Below are 16044 nucleotides of genomic sequence, written 5' to 3'. Positions count from 1 at the left end.
CAATCAATAAACACGGAAATAGTTTATATGAATTTCTCGCTTTCAACTTCAACTCATACTATGACTAACGGGCAACTGGAACTGCTTTTCAATGAGCATAATGTCCTGCAGTCAATCAATGCCAAAGATGTCATGCTCAACCTTTATGAGCCAACAGAGTTCGAAATCGCTCTTTCGAATATTTATCTTCGAATTAAAGAAGGGAAGGCAATATCATTTACTCCGTTGATGTATTTCAACGACAATATTCGCACTTTCCGCACCTCTGACGGAAAAGTGGGTTGGGAAACGACAACCGATACTTTTAAAGCTAGTGTCGTGCTCGCCCTTGCGACAGATACCAATACACTTTTCTATACGGCGGAAGTCACCAACTTAACTTCTGCACCCATAACTTATGACTTGGTCTTTGGCCAAGATCTTGCTCTTGCTGATCGCGGTGCTGTTAAGAGTAATGAGTGTTATGTCAGCCAGTACTTGGACCACCAGATATTTGACGATGAAAACACCGGTTATGTAGTGTGCTCTCGCCAGAACCTACCGCAGAGTACTGGTAATCCTTGGGCGCAAATAGGTTCATTTTCGATGGTTGTTGGCTTTTCTACTGACGGCTATCAGTTCTTTGGCAAAGACTACCGTTTCGACAGTACGCCTAGCGTATTGAGCCAACCCCAGCTTAAAAATGAGCGCTTGCAATTTGAAATGGGGTATATCGCGCTGCAAACTGAGGATGTTGAACTGGCTGCTGGGCATACCAACGATAGCGTGTTTTACTTGCATTTCCGAGCTGACCAGCCAAGTTCAAATGTGTTTGAAGCCTGCGATTTAAATCCGATCAGAGCGTCATATCCTTCAGTGGATAATAAAGCAGAGACTGAGATTGATCTTCCTTTCTTCCTATTCAAAGCCGATTCAACGTTGGAGGGGGAAGCATTATCAAAAGATGAAATCGCAGAGTTCTTTGAAGGCGCCCATCGCTTCAAAGAAGTGAAACAAGGGCAATTATTGTCATTTTTCTACAGTAAAAACCCTAGTGATAGCCGCTATGTCACCATGCCAGCCAAGGAACGGGTATTGGAACGCTCGACGGGCCACATGATTAGTTCGGGTAACAACCAAGACTTCAACAACCATGTGATGAGTTCGACGCATTGTATCTACGGTGTTTTCAACTCTCATGTTGTGTTGGGGAATACGTCATTTAACAAGCTCATTGGTGTCGACCGTACTTCATTAAACTTGTTTAAGTTCAGCGGGCAGCGGATCTGGGTGCTTGATGACGGGGAGTACCGTGTACTGGGCATGCCTTCAGCTTACGAGACGGGGGCCAACCACTCACGTTGGATTTACAAATACCAGGGTGGTTATATCCAAATAACCAGCTTTAGTTCGCAGAACACCACAACAATCCAGCTTGATATCGAACTGATTAATCTAGAACAACCTTTAGATATCAGTATTTCTAGCCAGTTGGTGATGGGCAATAGCGAGAACGATAGCGTTGTTTCTGTTGCCCGTGAAGGCCGGTATATTGTCGTGACGGGTGATAATGCCCTTATTTCACAAACCTACCCGGATCTTAAGTACACATGGCTTGCGAGCCCTGAAATTGATGAGCTGTCGGTTGTCGAGCAGGATGGAACGGTCAAATACCTGTTGTTGAAAGGACAAGTGACGGGTAAGTCGAGCTTGCTCATTACAGGGGCAGTGGACAAAACAGCTCCGGCTAATTTGCAGATGATGGATTTTGAGTTTGAATCAAAGTTGTATCAGCGCGCGCAAAACAAGCTATTGCAAAATTTCAATATCGAGTTTGAAAAGGATAAATACAATTCCGAAAAGCTCAACGATACGATGCAATGGTTTACCCATAATGCCTTGGTTCACTATTCCACGCCTCATGGGCTAGAACAATATTCAGGCGCGGCCTGGGGAACCCGTGATGTGTCGCAAGGGCCTTTTGAGTTCTTTATCGCGACGCAGCATTTTGATAAAGCAGCAGATTTACTGCGCAATATCTACAGCCATCAGCATCTGGAAACCGGTACTTGGCCACAATGGTTCATGTTTGATAAGTACCATAAGATTCAACAAGAAGATTGCCATGGCGACATTGTTGTATGGCCGCTCAAAGCCGTTGCGGACTACCTGACAGCAACTGGCGATCTCGATATTTTGAACGAGAACCTACCTTATACCTCTATCGAGGCTGGATTCGACTTCACAGATGAAAAGGTGTCGCTGTTTGCCCATATCCAACGTCAGCTTGAACATATTATTGACAATTTGATCCCCGGAACCCACTTGTCTTGTTACGGAGACGGTGACTGGGATGATACGCTGCAACCTGCCAATCAGGCGCTGCGTGAAAACATGGTGAGTGGCTGGACAATTCCCCTGACATTACAGGCGATGAAAACGCTAACGGCAGCACTTGCGGGGGAAGAAGCCTACTGTGAGTTTGTGGCGCAAGTGGCCGAGTTGACGGAAAAGATGGAAGCTGACTATCACCGTTATCTGGTGAAAGATGAGGTTATCGCGGGCTTTGTCCATTTCCCAAATAAAGCCTTGGATAAGGTCGAGTACTTATTGCATCCCTCGGATGTGAAAACGGGTATCCAGCATCGCTTATTACCGGCATCACGCTCGATTATTTCTGAAACCTTCGACAAGGAAATGGCTGAATCACACATGGCAACCATTATGGATAAGCTAGTATTCCCTGATGGTGTTCGGCTCATGGAGCGAATGGCTGAGTACAATGCTGGTAAGCAGAGCTACTTCAAGCGTGCGGAGTTGGCCGCAAACCTAGGCCGTGAAGTGGGGCTACAATACTGCCACGCCCATATTCGCTTTATAGAAGCGCTTTGTAAAATGGGTAAAGCGGACGATGTATTCGCCAATCTTTATAAAATTGTCCCTGTTGGTATCGACAAAGCGGTTCCCAATGCAGACGTACGACAAGCCAATGCGTATTTCTCCAGCTCTGACGGTAAGTTTAATGACCGTTATCAGGCCTACGATAACTTCGATAAGCTGCGAACAGGCGAGGTTGAAGTTAAAGGTGGTTGGCGCATTTACTCAAGTGGCCCCGGTATTTATATCAATCAGGTCATCAGCAGCGTGTTGGGCATTCGCTACCAAAATCAGGCATTGCTACTAGACCCTGTTATTGCTCAATCACTAGGTAAAGTGAAACTCAACTTTAGCCTGTACGGCATGCCTTGTCAGATTACCATCCATCCGCAAGACGGTTGCCACACACCTAAGCGGGTAGTGCTTAATGGTGAAAGTTTATCTTTGCAGTCTCAACCCAACCCATACCGGTCGGGTGGTGTTGTCATCGAAAAAGAAACGGTTAAGAGCAAGCTAAGTGCTGTTCAAAATACACTCGAGATTTGGCTGTAACAGCCGGATGCACACCTCGGAGCCCACTTAAGTTATGACGTGCGCTCTGGGGAGCCGTTACTCAGAGGATGATAAATCCCAGTTTGTGACTGGATGACAAGTCATTAAGTCACAAGCAACTTGGGAATAGATTAAATAGGGAGAGCTGCCATTGAAACCAACGATTAAGGATGTCGCGAGAGAGGCAAATGTCTCCATCTCGACGGTCTCGTACGCAGTCAATAATAGTGACCGTATTAGTGATAAGACCCGGCAACATGTATTAGATGTTGTCAGAAGACTCAACTATTCCGCCAATAGCAATGCCAAACAGTTAAGGCAGAGGAACAATGGCGCAATAGGGATTTTCTTCAATTCCTGGTTTGGTCCTATCTACAGCGAGATCGTAAAAGGGGTCGAGAAGAAAGTACAAGAGATGGGATACGATCTTATCGCTTGTAGCGGGTTCGGGGGAGCAGACTCCACGGCTCATCGATACCTGAAGGATAAAATGGTCGATGGGGCGATTATTCTGAGTAACGCGTTGAGTGACGATTTGCTTCGAAGCACTGCAGACAAAAACCTGCCCTTTATTTTGCTCGACCGTGAGATCAATGCACCGCATATTTACAATGTTTTGATTGATAACTTTGGCGGTGCTTTTTCGGCCACCAAAACATTGATCAAAAGCGGTTGTAATGAAGTTTATTACTTCAGTGGGCCAGAAAAATCTTTTGATAATCAAAAGCGGCAGGACGGTTATATTGCTGCATTAGGGTTCTATAACATACCTTTTACCCAGAATCTGATTGTTCATTGTGACTTTACCGAAAAAGGGGGTTACCGTGAAATGGTCAAACTTATCAAGCGAGGGTTGAGACCTAAAGCCATTTTTGCCGGTAACGATGAAATGGCGATTGGTATTTTAAGGGCCGCACGCGAGTATCAAATATCAGTCCCTTCTGAGCTAAAAATCATCGGCTTTGATGATATTAGAGAGTCTGAAATGACAATGCCGGCATTAACGACAGTGAGCCATTTGAAATTTAATAAAGGTGAGTTGGCAGCAACTATTCTTTTTGATGCCATCAACAGGAAAAGTGATATTGATCCTATCACCATGTTACCGACGACTTTAGTCGAGAGAAATACAATGTAGATAATATAAATAAACAACAAGTTGAAGTGTATCAAAATTAGAGTTTCCCTTTTTCCTGTTTTCAAGGATGATTAGATGTACAAGTGGTTATTGGTTGTACTTATTGCTGTTACGCCATTTGCTCAAGCAAAAGAAAAGCTTGAATTTATGGTCTCCTCCGGTGATCAAATCGAATTCGTTAAAAACATTATTAAGCCAGATTTCGAAAAGCGATATCCAGACATTGAGTTGGTGTTAACGAACGACAGTAATTTAGAAACTCGCATGGCTGCCGGAGATTATCCCAATGTTTATGCTGGCGTCTTTGGCTATATGGTCGCGCGGTATGCTGAACTTGGTCGTTTGACGTATCTCGATAGGTTTGATGGCTTTGATGACATGAAATCACGCATTGCTCCGCAGTTTATGAGTAAAAACTTTGGCCGTCATTATTATATTCCCTGGCACGCCACGACCCAGATGATGATTTATAACAAAGACTTGTTTAGAAAGGCAGGGCTAGACCCAGAAACACCACCAGAAACGTGGGACGAGCTTTTGTATGCGGCAGAGAAAATCAATGAATTGCCACCCCAGGACAATGGCGCAAAAGTACATGGCGTAGCCTTGTGGAACGATGCATTAGCTGGGGGGAGTTGGTATTGGAACATGCTTTCGCAGATCTATTACAACTTCAATGGTGGTCAATATCAGTTGCTGAATAAATACGGCACTCACCCGATTTTCGATAAGAAAGAGGCCGGGATGGTCGATTTCCTAAATACCATGAAGGAAGTGCAGAAGTATGCGCCGTTAACCATGGAGCAAAACTTCTTTTCGCGAACAATCGGGATGTGGCCTCAATACGGCATTGCATGGCGAGTGAACTTGCAGGACGCAGCGGGACATCCGATGGAGATAGGTAAGGATGTCGGTATTGCCCCCATTCCAACCCAGCACAAGGGCCAAACCCATTATTCGAACCTTGATGGTCGGGCCTTGATGGTCTTTAAAAACACCCGGCATATCGAGATGCGCAGTTGGCAACTGATTGAAATGCTGATGGAAGATGATTACAACTTGAAAGCCAACATGGTACTGCAAAACCTACCGACCTTGAAATCGTTACAGGGTAATCCTTACTTCCAAACACCGGATGTCAAACCGTTTGTTGACCAATTACAACATGCGGTCATGAATGAATCTTCTGTCCATGTGGGGGAAGTCTCTAACATCATTTTGAAATACTACTCAAAGGTCGTGGTGATGGATGAGTTGTCTGCAGAAGACGCAGTGACTCAAGCTAGCAAGGAAGCAAAATTCGTTTTACGACATTGATAGTGAGTTTGTTCACTGTTTTATGGCTTAACAATTTTGCTTCAAATTGATTTTATTTACATGGGACGTTTTATCATGAACTTTAAACGCCACTGGATATCCTATGTGTTTATCACACCTTGGGTCCTCTACTTTGCTATTTTCATGCTTTATCCATTCTTTTTGTCATTTGAAAATAGCTTTCTCGATATCAATATATTAAATCCTGAAAATACCAGATTTGTTGGTATCGGAAACTGGATTAATGTCGCCGTTGATTTTAGGTTTTGGCAATCGATTCTCAACGTGTTCTTTAACCAGATCATTTTTATTTCCCTCAGTTTTGTGATTTCGTTGGGTGCAGCACTTATGCTCAATGAAATTACTTTTCTATCCAGCTTGTTTCGGACGATTTTGTTTATCCCTGTGGTGACATCGGTGACCGTTGCGATGCTGATCTTTGATTTTTTGGCGGGCCCAACCGGCCCAATCCAGAATGCCATGATGGGCATGGATATATTGAGTCAGCCGGTTTTCTGGAAGTTTGAACAATGGTTACCTATGCCGGTTCTCGCGGTGTTCAGTTCCTGGAAATGGTTTGGGGTACAGATGATTATCTTCCTCGGTGGGATTGCCAGTATCAACAAATCATTGTTTGAGGCGGCAGAAATTGATGGAGCAAGCTGGTGGCGAAAAGTGTCTCGGATCACTCTGCCACTGCTGAAGCCGCAAATTGTCTTTGTGTTAACGATCAATGTGATCAATGGCCTGCAGATGTTTACCGAAGTCTTTATGAACTTTGACCTACAGGGCGGTCCACATCATGCGGCACTGACCCCGGTATTGTATCTGTATCAGATAGGCTTTGAGCAAATGAAAATGGGCCAAGCGTCAACGGCTGGGCTTTTGTTAGCCATGGTTATTTTTGTGCTGACAACGCTGCAAATAAAACTCACCAATGGCGGAGATAAACAATGATCAGCTCTAAAAAGAATCAGTGGCTAATCTACTTGGGGTTAATTGCCGCTAGTTTTATCGTGCTATATCCGTTTTTCTTTATGATCATCAACTCGTTTAAATCTGGTGCGGAAATTATGCACACACCTATCGCCTTGCCGAAAGAATGGTCGTGGAAAGGGTATGTGGATGTTTTCGAAAGTACGAACTTATTACGTATTTTCTTCAATACTATCTTTGTCTCTGTATCTGTCATGGTGTTGAATTGCCTATTGTCGGCTATGGTGGCTTTTGCGATTGCCAAAACCAAAATGCCGGGTCGAGATGTTTGGCTTCGGTTGATCCTTTCATCAATGATGGTGCCTGCCATCCTGTTTACTATTCCCGTCTATATGATGATGTACGATTGGGGGTGGGTGAATACTTATCGGGTGCTGATTATCCCAGGCGCGATCAGTGCTTATAACATCTTTTTGCTCTATCAGTTCATGACCCAAGTCGACGAGGCATATTTGGAGGCTGCCAGAATTGATGGGGCAAGCGAATTTAGGATTTTCTTTAAAGTTGTACTGCCAATGATGCGGCCTGCAATGGCAACGGTCGGTATCTTGACCTTTATGGGGGCTTGGAATGATTTCATGGGGCCACTTTTGTATATCCGTGACGACTCAATGCTGACATTACAAATGGCGCTATTTAAATTCCAGCAGGATATTCCAGCCGGTAACCTCGAGCAGGTATGGGCTATGACCACTATGATTGCGGTGCCTGTCGTCTTTGCCTTTTTCTTTATGCAGAAAAACTTTATCAAAGCATTTACCGGAGTAGGGGTGAAGTAATGAATATGGCCAAAAAGCTATCTTTCATAGTGGTGTTTCTTGCTTTTACCTATGTAATGGCATGGGTAAAGGCATATAACCAGTCAAGTGAATACTTTGAGTATGCTCGCCAGCAGCGTGACAACGGAAATTTGACTTATGCCTTGAAAGGCATGAATAAACTTGAGCTCAGAATCGAAGAGAAATATCTCGGGGGATACCAACAGGTGATTGAAACATGGGAGTCCAGCATCCTTGGCCCTCGACCTGGTTTTTATGACCAAGCAGTTAAGGAAGCTGAAGAGATCATCCCGCAATTGTCCGAGCAAGAGTTGGAGTCATTTATTGAAATCTATGTTCAGCTCGATACTCGGTACGTCCCTGAAGCCGCACAAGAGTTACTGAAAAAATCCAAGCTAACGGGAAATACAATCATGGCCAATGAAATGAGTGAGTTCTTGGATGAGGCCTTTCCCGAACAAGCTTAACTGACCAAAACTATTGATGTAGCCGGGTGCCGTGCCATTTCTAGTGGATGGGCGGCACTTTCGGTCTCAGGTGAACGACAGGGTATAAACTGTGAAGAATAACAAATATCGATTAAGGCGTAGTGGACTCATTTTTCGTTTGGCATCATCCCAGCCTCAATATTGGAAGCAAAACTCACATAAAACATCAAAACTGTCCAAGCACAGAAGAATAAAAATTTAGGTTGTTATTATTTAAGGGTAGTGAAATTGAAAAATGTCATTTTCGCTTTTGGAGTTGTTATTAATTTATTAGGTTGTGTATCAAATAATGATGAATGTATATCAGCGTTGGATTGTGCAGAACAGCTATCTTACAGAATTCAAAATAATTTACATCTAAATAAAAATCATATAGGCAAGAAGGCCGTAGTAAAAATTAGTTTAGATGACCGTGCCAATATAGAGCAGGTTACGATTGTAGAAAATAGTGCAGATGAACAATTCGAGCGCGCAGTAATCGATGCCGTAACTATGACTTTTCCTTATGAGGCATTATTAGAGCTTCCAGAAAGTGAATATAAGAAAATAAAAACAATCAAACTAACGGTTATCCCCCAGAGTGATTAAGACAGAATGACTAGGAGACCAAAATGAAATACGTCAGGAGTGATCACTGCCTGAGAGATTTTGATCTAACCATGATTGGAGCGTGGATAGGTTTAAGTATTGATGATGCACAGGAACCATTATGAAAAAAACTATATTGCAAACATTGGCACTATCTATTCTACTCTCAGGTTGCGCGATGGAACCGACGCTCAGTAAAGATGAAATGAAAATAGTCACACACCATTTACAAACCAAAACTGCGATTGAAAGTTATATGATCAATTATGTGGACGGTGATTTTCATAAAGCATGGGCTCGAACTAAAAAGGGAAGGTGGGCTTGGGCAGTAAATCGGTATACTCAAGAAGATGCTATCGATCACGCGCTCCAGTCATGTCGAAGTATCAATCAAAAACGAGAAAAGAAAGACCCATGTAAAATCATTAACCTTGATGGTGAATGGATAGAAAGGTAATGCAGCGCCAATCAGTGTATCACTGAAGACGCACTCTCTTGGCTTCATTGTTTTATGAAGCCAAGAGAAATTAAAACTCAACGGTTGACTGCAAGGTCTCGTTGTTTTTTTGATATTAAAGAAAACGTGGGCTTGGTCTGGATAAAGGTGTAACTCACAATGGCCACTCTGCTCTACAACATAATTTGATGCTGACACTTCGAGCATTTCCAAATAGAACGATAAACCACTTTTTGCCACCAGTTTCTTTTTTGCCGTACTAATTGCGAACCACATACCACACACATAATGTCCCCCTTTGTTTTTGTAACAAGAGATATCTAATATTTGCTATCTATAGAATCAAGCCAGAGCTAAGTGACTCTGGCTTGATGGACTGATTTAGTTAATACTGTTGACCACGGAAGACCGTTTTATGCGGGAATTTCTTCTTGTTCCATCCCCATTTAGCCGGCTCGTTTTTAGCTTGCCATTGTTTGAACTCTTTCATCAAACGTTCGACTTGCTCTGGGTGCTTGTCGGCGAGGTTGTTGGACTCACTGATATCTTCGCTGATCTTAAATAGCTGGATCTCTGTTTTTCGTGGTGTGATGTTTGGCATAACAAGCTTCCAGTCATCATCACGAATAGCGGCTTTGATCACTCTGTCCCAATATAGGAAGCGATTATCGAGTTTCTCTGATTGGCCAGTTAGACGTGGCATGATATCTACACCGTCGATATCCCAATCAGAAGTATCAGCGCCTGCGGCCTTTAATACGGTTGGTAATATATCGAGTGAGATCACTGGATCATCGATGGTCTGCCCGGCTGATATTTTCCCTTGCCATGTAACGGTAAATGGTACGCGGATGCCACCATCCCAAAGTTCGTTTTTCTGCCCACGCAAAGGGTGGTTATACGAGGCATTGCCCTTGGGTTTACCGCCATTGTCAGACAAGAAGATAATAATGGTATCTTCCATCAACTCATGCTCTTGGAGTTTGTTGATGATATTACCGACGTTCTTATCCATGTTGTAATTCATCGCGACCGACAGGCGACGTTTAGGATCTTTTATATGTTTGAAGCGTTCGATATCTTCATCCAGTGCCTGTAATGGGCCGTGAATAGCGTTGAACGGAACATAAAGGAAAAACGGCTCGTCTTTGTGGTTCTCGATAAAATTGACAGCCTCGTTACCAAAACGGTCGGTCAGGTAGTCATCAAAAGGCGGTACCAACTGGTCATTATGGTAGATAGAGGAGTTAGGCTTTTCCTCGGCGTTCTTATCGTTGATAGGTCCGACGAAGTAATTGGCAGCGCCGTTGTTGAAACCAAAGAATTCGTCAAACCCACGGTTGTGTGGCCAGTACTCCTTCGGGTCACCATCATGGTATTTGCCAATCATTGCCGTGGTATAGCCGATGTCCTGGAAGCGATTACCGATAGTAGGGATATCAAGCGGCAAGCCCTGCACAATGCCTTCTTCACGAACATAAGGGGCCGTGTTGTCGTGGTAGCCGAAACTCTCTTGATACCGCCCCGATAGCATACCAGCACGAGAAGGGCCGCATACCGGCGCAGTGACATAACCGGTAGTAAGAATTGCACCGGCTTTGGCCAGTTTATCCAAATTAGGCGTAACCACATCTTTGCTGCTGTTCTGGAAGCCTGTATCGGCATAGCCAAGATCATCAGCAAATAGTAAAACGACATTAGGGGCGCGATGGCCATCAACCATAGGCATGGGTTGAGAGTCGGCTAAAGTGGGTTGGCTTAGGCATAGTGCCGAGCTGAGTGCGCTAGCGAGGGCGCATTTATTTAGCGATGGAAGAGTCATAATATTCCTTTAACTCAGATTTGAAAAAGCCAACCCAAATAATGAGTTGGCTTTGAGAACGAATAGCTATCGAGTATTACTCCGCAGGTGCTTCTGGTTCAGGCACTTCAGGAACTTCAGGTTCATCAGTTGGCATTACAAGTTTGATGTCGGCCAGACCATAGCGGAATTTATCGAGCTGGGAGTAATCAGCATTACCTTCGCTATCAGTTTGCTGGATATGTGTTACCAGTTTCTGGACGTATTGAATGCCGTTTAAACTCACTGCACCTGTATCTGCTTTAGTGAAGAAGTCCTTGATTGGAATCTCAATATCTAGAACTTTCCCTTTTTCGTAATTAGCTTGATTTAGGCTGTAAGATATAAGCTCAGATTGAGGGTAGCCTCCAGGTGCAACATCAGTCGTTTTGCTATCTGGTGTGTCAAATTGCAAGACAAGGAATGTATCGTCACCTTGTGGTAAATCAATACTGGCCGCAGGCATGAAAAATTTCATTTGTAATGTTCCGCCCATATATCGGCTAATATCTAGACGCTCCTTCTTCATATCTTTAAGATTTGCTGCTTTATCAATTGAGAAGGTTAAAACACTGCGCTTCGTCGGATCGAAAGCGCCTGTTTCTGCAGTACTATCATAACCAATGCCTACATAACGAGTTGCGCCATTTTCATTGCCATTAGGTGTTGGATTAACACTTTGGCCTCGGGTACGAAGTATTTCTGTTGCAAGTCCCTGTTCAACCCAGCCAGCATCCGTTTTGATACTTTCAGTAATTACAGAACTTTCCCCGACAATGACCTGGCTATTATTGTTATTTAAACAACCTTGAACATTATTCGAGCCTGATTGTTCAGGAACAGAGTTAGCAATAATCCGGGCATCGCTAAACTGGTATTCAATAGGGCCTATTGACTCTAGGGTCATAGCAACGTCGACTTTGCTAATGTCTATACCATTTTCTTGTTCTTGGAAACAGCGTAAAGGAACACGAATAAGCTGGGGTTGAGTTGCACCGATAGAGGCTGAGACCGCACTAGTGACATCGACAGAGGCTTTATTATCACCAGATGCCATATTGAGTGTGACCGTATTTTCTACATCATCACCGTTAATTACATCAAAACTGTTTGTTATGACTTTAAACTGCAATGTACCGTTTAGGTTGTCATTGCCATTGGCTGTATTTAGGTCATAGGCTTTGTCTTCAGAAGAAAAAACAATAGACGCCTTGTCTTCGGAAACTGTCACGGTTAACGGATCTTTGACAGAAGTTTCCCCTGTCATGGTGATATTAGAGTGAGTAACGCTGTTGTCATTACCAATTGCTAATGCGTCGCCATTTTTATCATAAAGGTACATTCCATACGGGCTATCTTCTTTGTCATCAGCCTTATAATATAAAGTTACTTCCCGAGGCAGTTTCAGATCGTCGCCATCACCACCATTATCACCGCCGCCGTTATCGCCTCCGCCATTGTCGCCACCATCTGGTGGGGTTACTTCACCACTATTTCCACTACCATCAGAATCTTTTGCGTCTTCCACACAACCTGAAAGCCCGATAAATGCGGCAATTAATAGCGCCAAGTGTTTCTTTTTAAGTTCCATTTTCACTTCCTGTTAAATTGCTAATGTTTTTAATTGCCAGCTTTTGCTTGGCGCCATTCTTTGAGTTCTTCTTTGGTAATTATTTCGAAAAGTTCACCTTGGTAACTTTTCATTGCCGTTTTACGGGCTTGTTTGAATTCGCTCGTGCCACGACCGAATTTAGCGACTGCTTCACGGTTGCTTATTGTCAGTTCTTTTTTTAACTCTGTGATTGTCTTCGCTTCAGCTGGGCTTAAGTCCATGAAATCTGTCATAGAACTCACTTCATTTTCAATTCTCTTAATATCCTTCTCATTTAACTCCGCGGCAAAACTAGTGGAGGTGGTAATAATGCTGAAGATGGTAATCATCGATAGAAGAAATTTGTTCACACTGAATTCCTTTTTATTTTTGGATTAATTGAAACGTTTCTATGTTTTAATGGTTGAAACATACTCCAGTTAATAGGGGGATACAACATGGCAAAGCTCAAAACTGTGACTAGTGAACACATTTTATTACATGATGTGACCCAAATCAGGTTATGTACTGGTGTAAGAGAGCGTAGGTATGACTCCAGTGGGCATAGGGGATTAGCAATGTTTTAGGCTGAAATTCAAAGTTTTTGTATAGCTAACCGTACAACTTAAGAAAATTATTGTGATTGGCTTCATAGAACTGAAACTTGATTGTGAGAGGGATTTTGCTCGCAAAGCCAGTATTTACATGGCTTTATGGTGATTTACATTGATTTACATACTGTAATAGGTGGTTGTATGGTGGAGTCGAAACGTTTATCCTTTTTGTGTTTCTTACAAAACTTGATGCAGGTGGTTTCATTTGGGTTTTTAGGGGTGAACATTATTGTGATAAGAATTTAGTTTGTTATGCAATAAATATAATAAAGCCTGGGTAAGACTAAATGAGAGAATCAAGTTTTGATGATAATGCGTTTTTTAATACGGAACAGATACGCACTATAGACGGAATGATTATGAATAAAATAATACCTATATTACTTGGTTCTCTGGCTTTTACCGGATATGCCAACGCAGAGGATGACGGCAAGTTTCTTATCATGGAGGATGATGTAGATATCATTCGAAAAGCGCCTGAGTATTCATCGTACAAAATGCCTAAGCGAACCTCTTTCTTTACCGGCATGGAGTATAATGAGACGGTTTCAGATTACACAGCAAGAACAGAAAATATAAAATATGTTGTTGCGGATGGGTCGACACGGCTTCATGAGAACTGGCGGATACGTTATGTACTCAGCCAGATCCAAAACAAGTCTGGTATTGAACAAGAAACCAGTTATAAGAAAACCAACTTCACCATTGCCCCTCGTTATGAGCAGTGGGTAAACCCTTGGTTTAGCTTTTTCGCTGAGCCTGTCTATGTGCATCAGTCTGACCCTGATGCAGGCCAAACTAATACGGAGATTAAACTTCGTCCTGGTTTGCAGTTTACCAAGGGTAAGCATGGCTTAAATACCGTCTATACCCATAGTTTTGTTGATAAAGAAACTGACAACGAAAACATCAAGAAGACGAAGTTCGAAACTTTTGAAATTAAAGCCAACTATATTTACCGTTATGGCTCTCGAGTCAACTTTGGCCTAGAACTGACGCGAAATGGTTATGTAGATAACTCAGATCCTGAATTCCGTCGTCGTGCCTATGCGGTGAAGCCATCAATGCGTATTAAGCATTGGAAAGGAATTGTGACGGAAATTAGTACTCCTTATAACTACAACGAAGGTGGTTTGAAGTTAAGTGGTTCCGAAACCATTAAAATTAACCTGAACAATAACTATCCAATCAATAGAAATATGAAACTTATTGCTAATGTTGGCTATTCCATGGTTAAACTTCATGAAGCTGGCATAGATAAAGAACAGGATAAGAATGGGTTGAATGCAAAACTAGGTTTCAACTTGTCTTTCTAATTTTAACTTAGCTTAATCAATCAATTTAAAACTTTAAATCATTGTCTCCTGACGATTGATATGTATTCCCTCTGTGAAATGAGTCGCAGGGGCGATTTGATTTGAGCTTTGCTTTGGTGATTTAAGGCAAAGCTCGGAAAGGACTAATCATGAAGCAAAAACTGTTACCAATGTTATTGGCTGCGTTTCTAGCCCCTCAAGCAGTAGCGGTAGAAAATCAAAAGAGTGATGAAGACATCATCCAAGATTTATACCGTGGTGGCTATGCCTATTGGCAGCAGGCGAGGAACGATAACGGCTCCTATGAAGACAAGCTTTTCCTTAATGGTGATCGTAGCTATGTTGGCTCTATTGCCAACTCAGGAATGGGGTTGATCGCCCTTACCATTGGTCATAAAAATGGTTGGGAGCCTGAGGCAGAGAAATTAGCGTTGCAAACGTTAAGGATGATAGCTGGTAAAGATGCAAATATCCGTGTTCCTCAAAATCATTCGAATACGTTCATCCACTTTTATAACACCCAAACAGGTGATGCCGTCGGCGATGATTGGAGTCCTATTGATAGTGCAATCATGCTCAGTGGCGCATTGTTTGCTAAAAACTATTTCAGCGACAATAAAGAGATCGCCCAACTAGCTGATGAGTTATATCGGAAAACGGATTTAACTGCCTATATTGCCAATGTCGAGGAAGGTTTAATCTTTCTCGCGCAGAATAGTGATGGCAGTTTCAAGGAATATGCAACCAAAACCTATAATGAGTACATGCTGGTAGCGGCTTTTGCGAAGCACCAAGCGCTGGACTTTGGTTATGGAGAAGATTCCGCACCTGTCGCTTTCTGGAATAAATGGTATGCAACACCAGATAACTTACCTGTTGCTGAGTATAATGACATTCCTATCCTTTCGGAAAGCAAAAAATATTTCACCTCACAATTTAATTTCTTATTCAATAATTATCTGATCCATGAATATTCAAATTCACCGGCTTACCAGGCTGCGACAGTTAATGCGGCGAGTGTTGACCATGCATGGTGGAATGATTTGAACGTTGATGGCTTAGAAAGCTATGAATGGGGAACCGGTGCAGGGGCTTGCCCTGACGGGTATTGTGTTGACCGTTTCCATTTTGATGCCGACCGTCAGTTTAATAAAAACCTTGTTGTCTCTCCGCATATTATGGCGGGCTTCATGCCTTACTCAAAAAGTGCTCGGAGTGATCTCATTGCGACATATCGTGATAAGTCGGTCAATGCTCGTTATGTATTGCCTGATGGCCATGAAATCCTGTGGCGTTACAGTTATGACCAACCAGAGTGGAAAGCGGGATGGGTGGAAGGTGTAGACTTTTCTACTTTCTTATTTGGCTTGGCAGCAATGCCTGAGAACTTAGGTATGGAGTTCTTTAATACTTACAACAATTACTTTGACAAGGAAAATAAAAGTTAATTTGTGATTGGCGTGCATCGAATGACTGGGTGATACCTATATAAATACTCACCTCATTTTATTT

At 42.8% G+C, this 16044-nt stretch carries 13 protein-coding genes; 10 read left to right on the top strand and 3 right to left on the bottom strand.

Going from position 1 to position 16044, the window contains the following annotated elements:
* Nucleotides 1-27: 27 nt before the first annotated feature.
* The 8 genes from C9J01_RS06315 to C9J01_RS06280 all read left to right on the top strand — a co-directional run bounded on the left by C9J01_RS06315 (nucleotide 28) and on the right by C9J01_RS06280 (nucleotide 9171).
* A complete protein-coding gene (locus C9J01_RS06315) occupies nucleotides 28-3408 on the top strand; it encodes a GH36-type glycosyl hydrolase domain-containing protein (protein ID WP_107297227.1) in 3381 nt (1126 codons plus the stop codon).
* A 151-nt stretch (nucleotides 3409-3559) separates the two neighbouring features.
* Nucleotides 3560-4546: a LacI family DNA-binding transcriptional regulator gene (locus C9J01_RS06310; RefSeq protein ID WP_107297226.1), complete on the top strand. Its 987-nt coding sequence runs from the start codon at nucleotides 3560-3562 to the stop codon at nucleotides 4544-4546.
* A 75-nt stretch (nucleotides 4547-4621) separates the two neighbouring features.
* Nucleotides 4622-5863 carry an extracellular solute-binding protein gene (locus tag C9J01_RS06305; RefSeq protein WP_107297225.1) on the top strand — a complete coding sequence of 414 codons (1242 nt, stop codon included), beginning with the start codon at nucleotides 4622-4624 and terminating at the stop codon, nucleotides 5861-5863.
* A gap of 75 nt (nucleotides 5864-5938) precedes the next feature.
* On the top strand, nucleotides 5939-6820 hold the full coding sequence (locus tag C9J01_RS06300; RefSeq protein ID WP_107297224.1) for a carbohydrate ABC transporter permease: 882 nt from the start codon (nucleotides 5939-5941) through the stop codon (nucleotides 6818-6820).
* The gene (locus tag C9J01_RS06295; protein WP_107297223.1) at nucleotides 6817-7638 is read left to right on the top strand and encodes a carbohydrate ABC transporter permease; all 822 of its coding nucleotides are present in this window, start codon (nucleotides 6817-6819) and stop codon (nucleotides 7636-7638) included. The genes C9J01_RS06300 and C9J01_RS06295 overlap by 4 nt, the downstream gene beginning before the upstream one ends.
* Nucleotides 7638-8105, top strand: coding sequence for a hypothetical protein (locus tag C9J01_RS06290; RefSeq protein WP_107297222.1), 468 nt, complete (start codon nucleotides 7638-7640; stop codon nucleotides 8103-8105). The genes C9J01_RS06295 and C9J01_RS06290 overlap by 1 nt, the downstream gene beginning before the upstream one ends.
* Before the next feature lie 249 nt (nucleotides 8106-8354).
* On the top strand, nucleotides 8355-8714 hold the full coding sequence (locus C9J01_RS06285) for a cell envelope integrity TolA family protein (protein ID WP_107297221.1): 360 nt from the start codon (nucleotides 8355-8357) through the stop codon (nucleotides 8712-8714).
* Nucleotides 8715-8835: 121 nt separating this feature from the next.
* Complete coding sequence (locus C9J01_RS06280) at nucleotides 8836-9171, top strand: hypothetical protein (RefSeq protein ID WP_107297220.1); 336 nt, start codon at nucleotides 8836-8838, stop codon at nucleotides 9169-9171.
* 385 nt (nucleotides 9172-9556) lie between these two features.
* On the opposite strand, the gene C9J01_RS06275 is transcribed toward C9J01_RS06280, so the two are convergent.
* The 3 genes from C9J01_RS06275 to C9J01_RS06265 all read right to left on the bottom strand — a co-directional run bounded on the left by C9J01_RS06275 (nucleotide 9557) and on the right by C9J01_RS06265 (nucleotide 12973).
* The gene (locus C9J01_RS06275) at nucleotides 9557-10993 is read right to left on the bottom strand and encodes a sulfatase-like hydrolase/transferase (protein ID WP_107297219.1); all 1437 of its coding nucleotides are present in this window, start codon (nucleotides 10991-10993) and stop codon (nucleotides 9557-9559) included.
* Between the two features lie 76 nt (nucleotides 10994-11069).
* The gene (locus C9J01_RS06270) at nucleotides 11070-12602 is read right to left on the bottom strand and encodes a putative glycoside hydrolase (protein ID WP_107297218.1); all 1533 of its coding nucleotides are present in this window, start codon (nucleotides 12600-12602) and stop codon (nucleotides 11070-11072) included.
* Between the two features lie 29 nt (nucleotides 12603-12631).
* Nucleotides 12632-12973, bottom strand: coding sequence for a hypothetical protein (locus C9J01_RS06265; protein WP_146157063.1), 342 nt, complete (start codon nucleotides 12971-12973; stop codon nucleotides 12632-12634).
* A 530-nt stretch (nucleotides 12974-13503) separates the two neighbouring features.
* On the opposite strand from C9J01_RS06265, the gene C9J01_RS06260 reads away from it, so the two are divergent.
* On the top strand, nucleotides 13504-14532 hold the full coding sequence (locus C9J01_RS06260) for a hypothetical protein (RefSeq protein ID WP_146157062.1): 1029 nt from the start codon (nucleotides 13504-13506) through the stop codon (nucleotides 14530-14532).
* A gap of 149 nt (nucleotides 14533-14681) precedes the next feature.
* Entirely contained in the window at nucleotides 14682-15980 is a 1299-nt protein-coding gene (locus C9J01_RS06255; RefSeq protein WP_107297215.1) for a hypothetical protein, read from the top strand.
* The last annotated feature ends 64 nt before the right edge of the window (nucleotides 15981-16044 follow it).

Origin of the sequence: Photobacterium rosenbergii (genome assembly GCF_003026455.1) — a bacterium.
GTDB lineage: Bacteria > Pseudomonadota > Gammaproteobacteria > Enterobacterales > Vibrionaceae > Photobacterium > Photobacterium rosenbergii.
The sequence above is the reverse complement of the archived record's forward strand: the minus strand, read 5'-3'. Positions and strand labels throughout refer to the sequence as shown.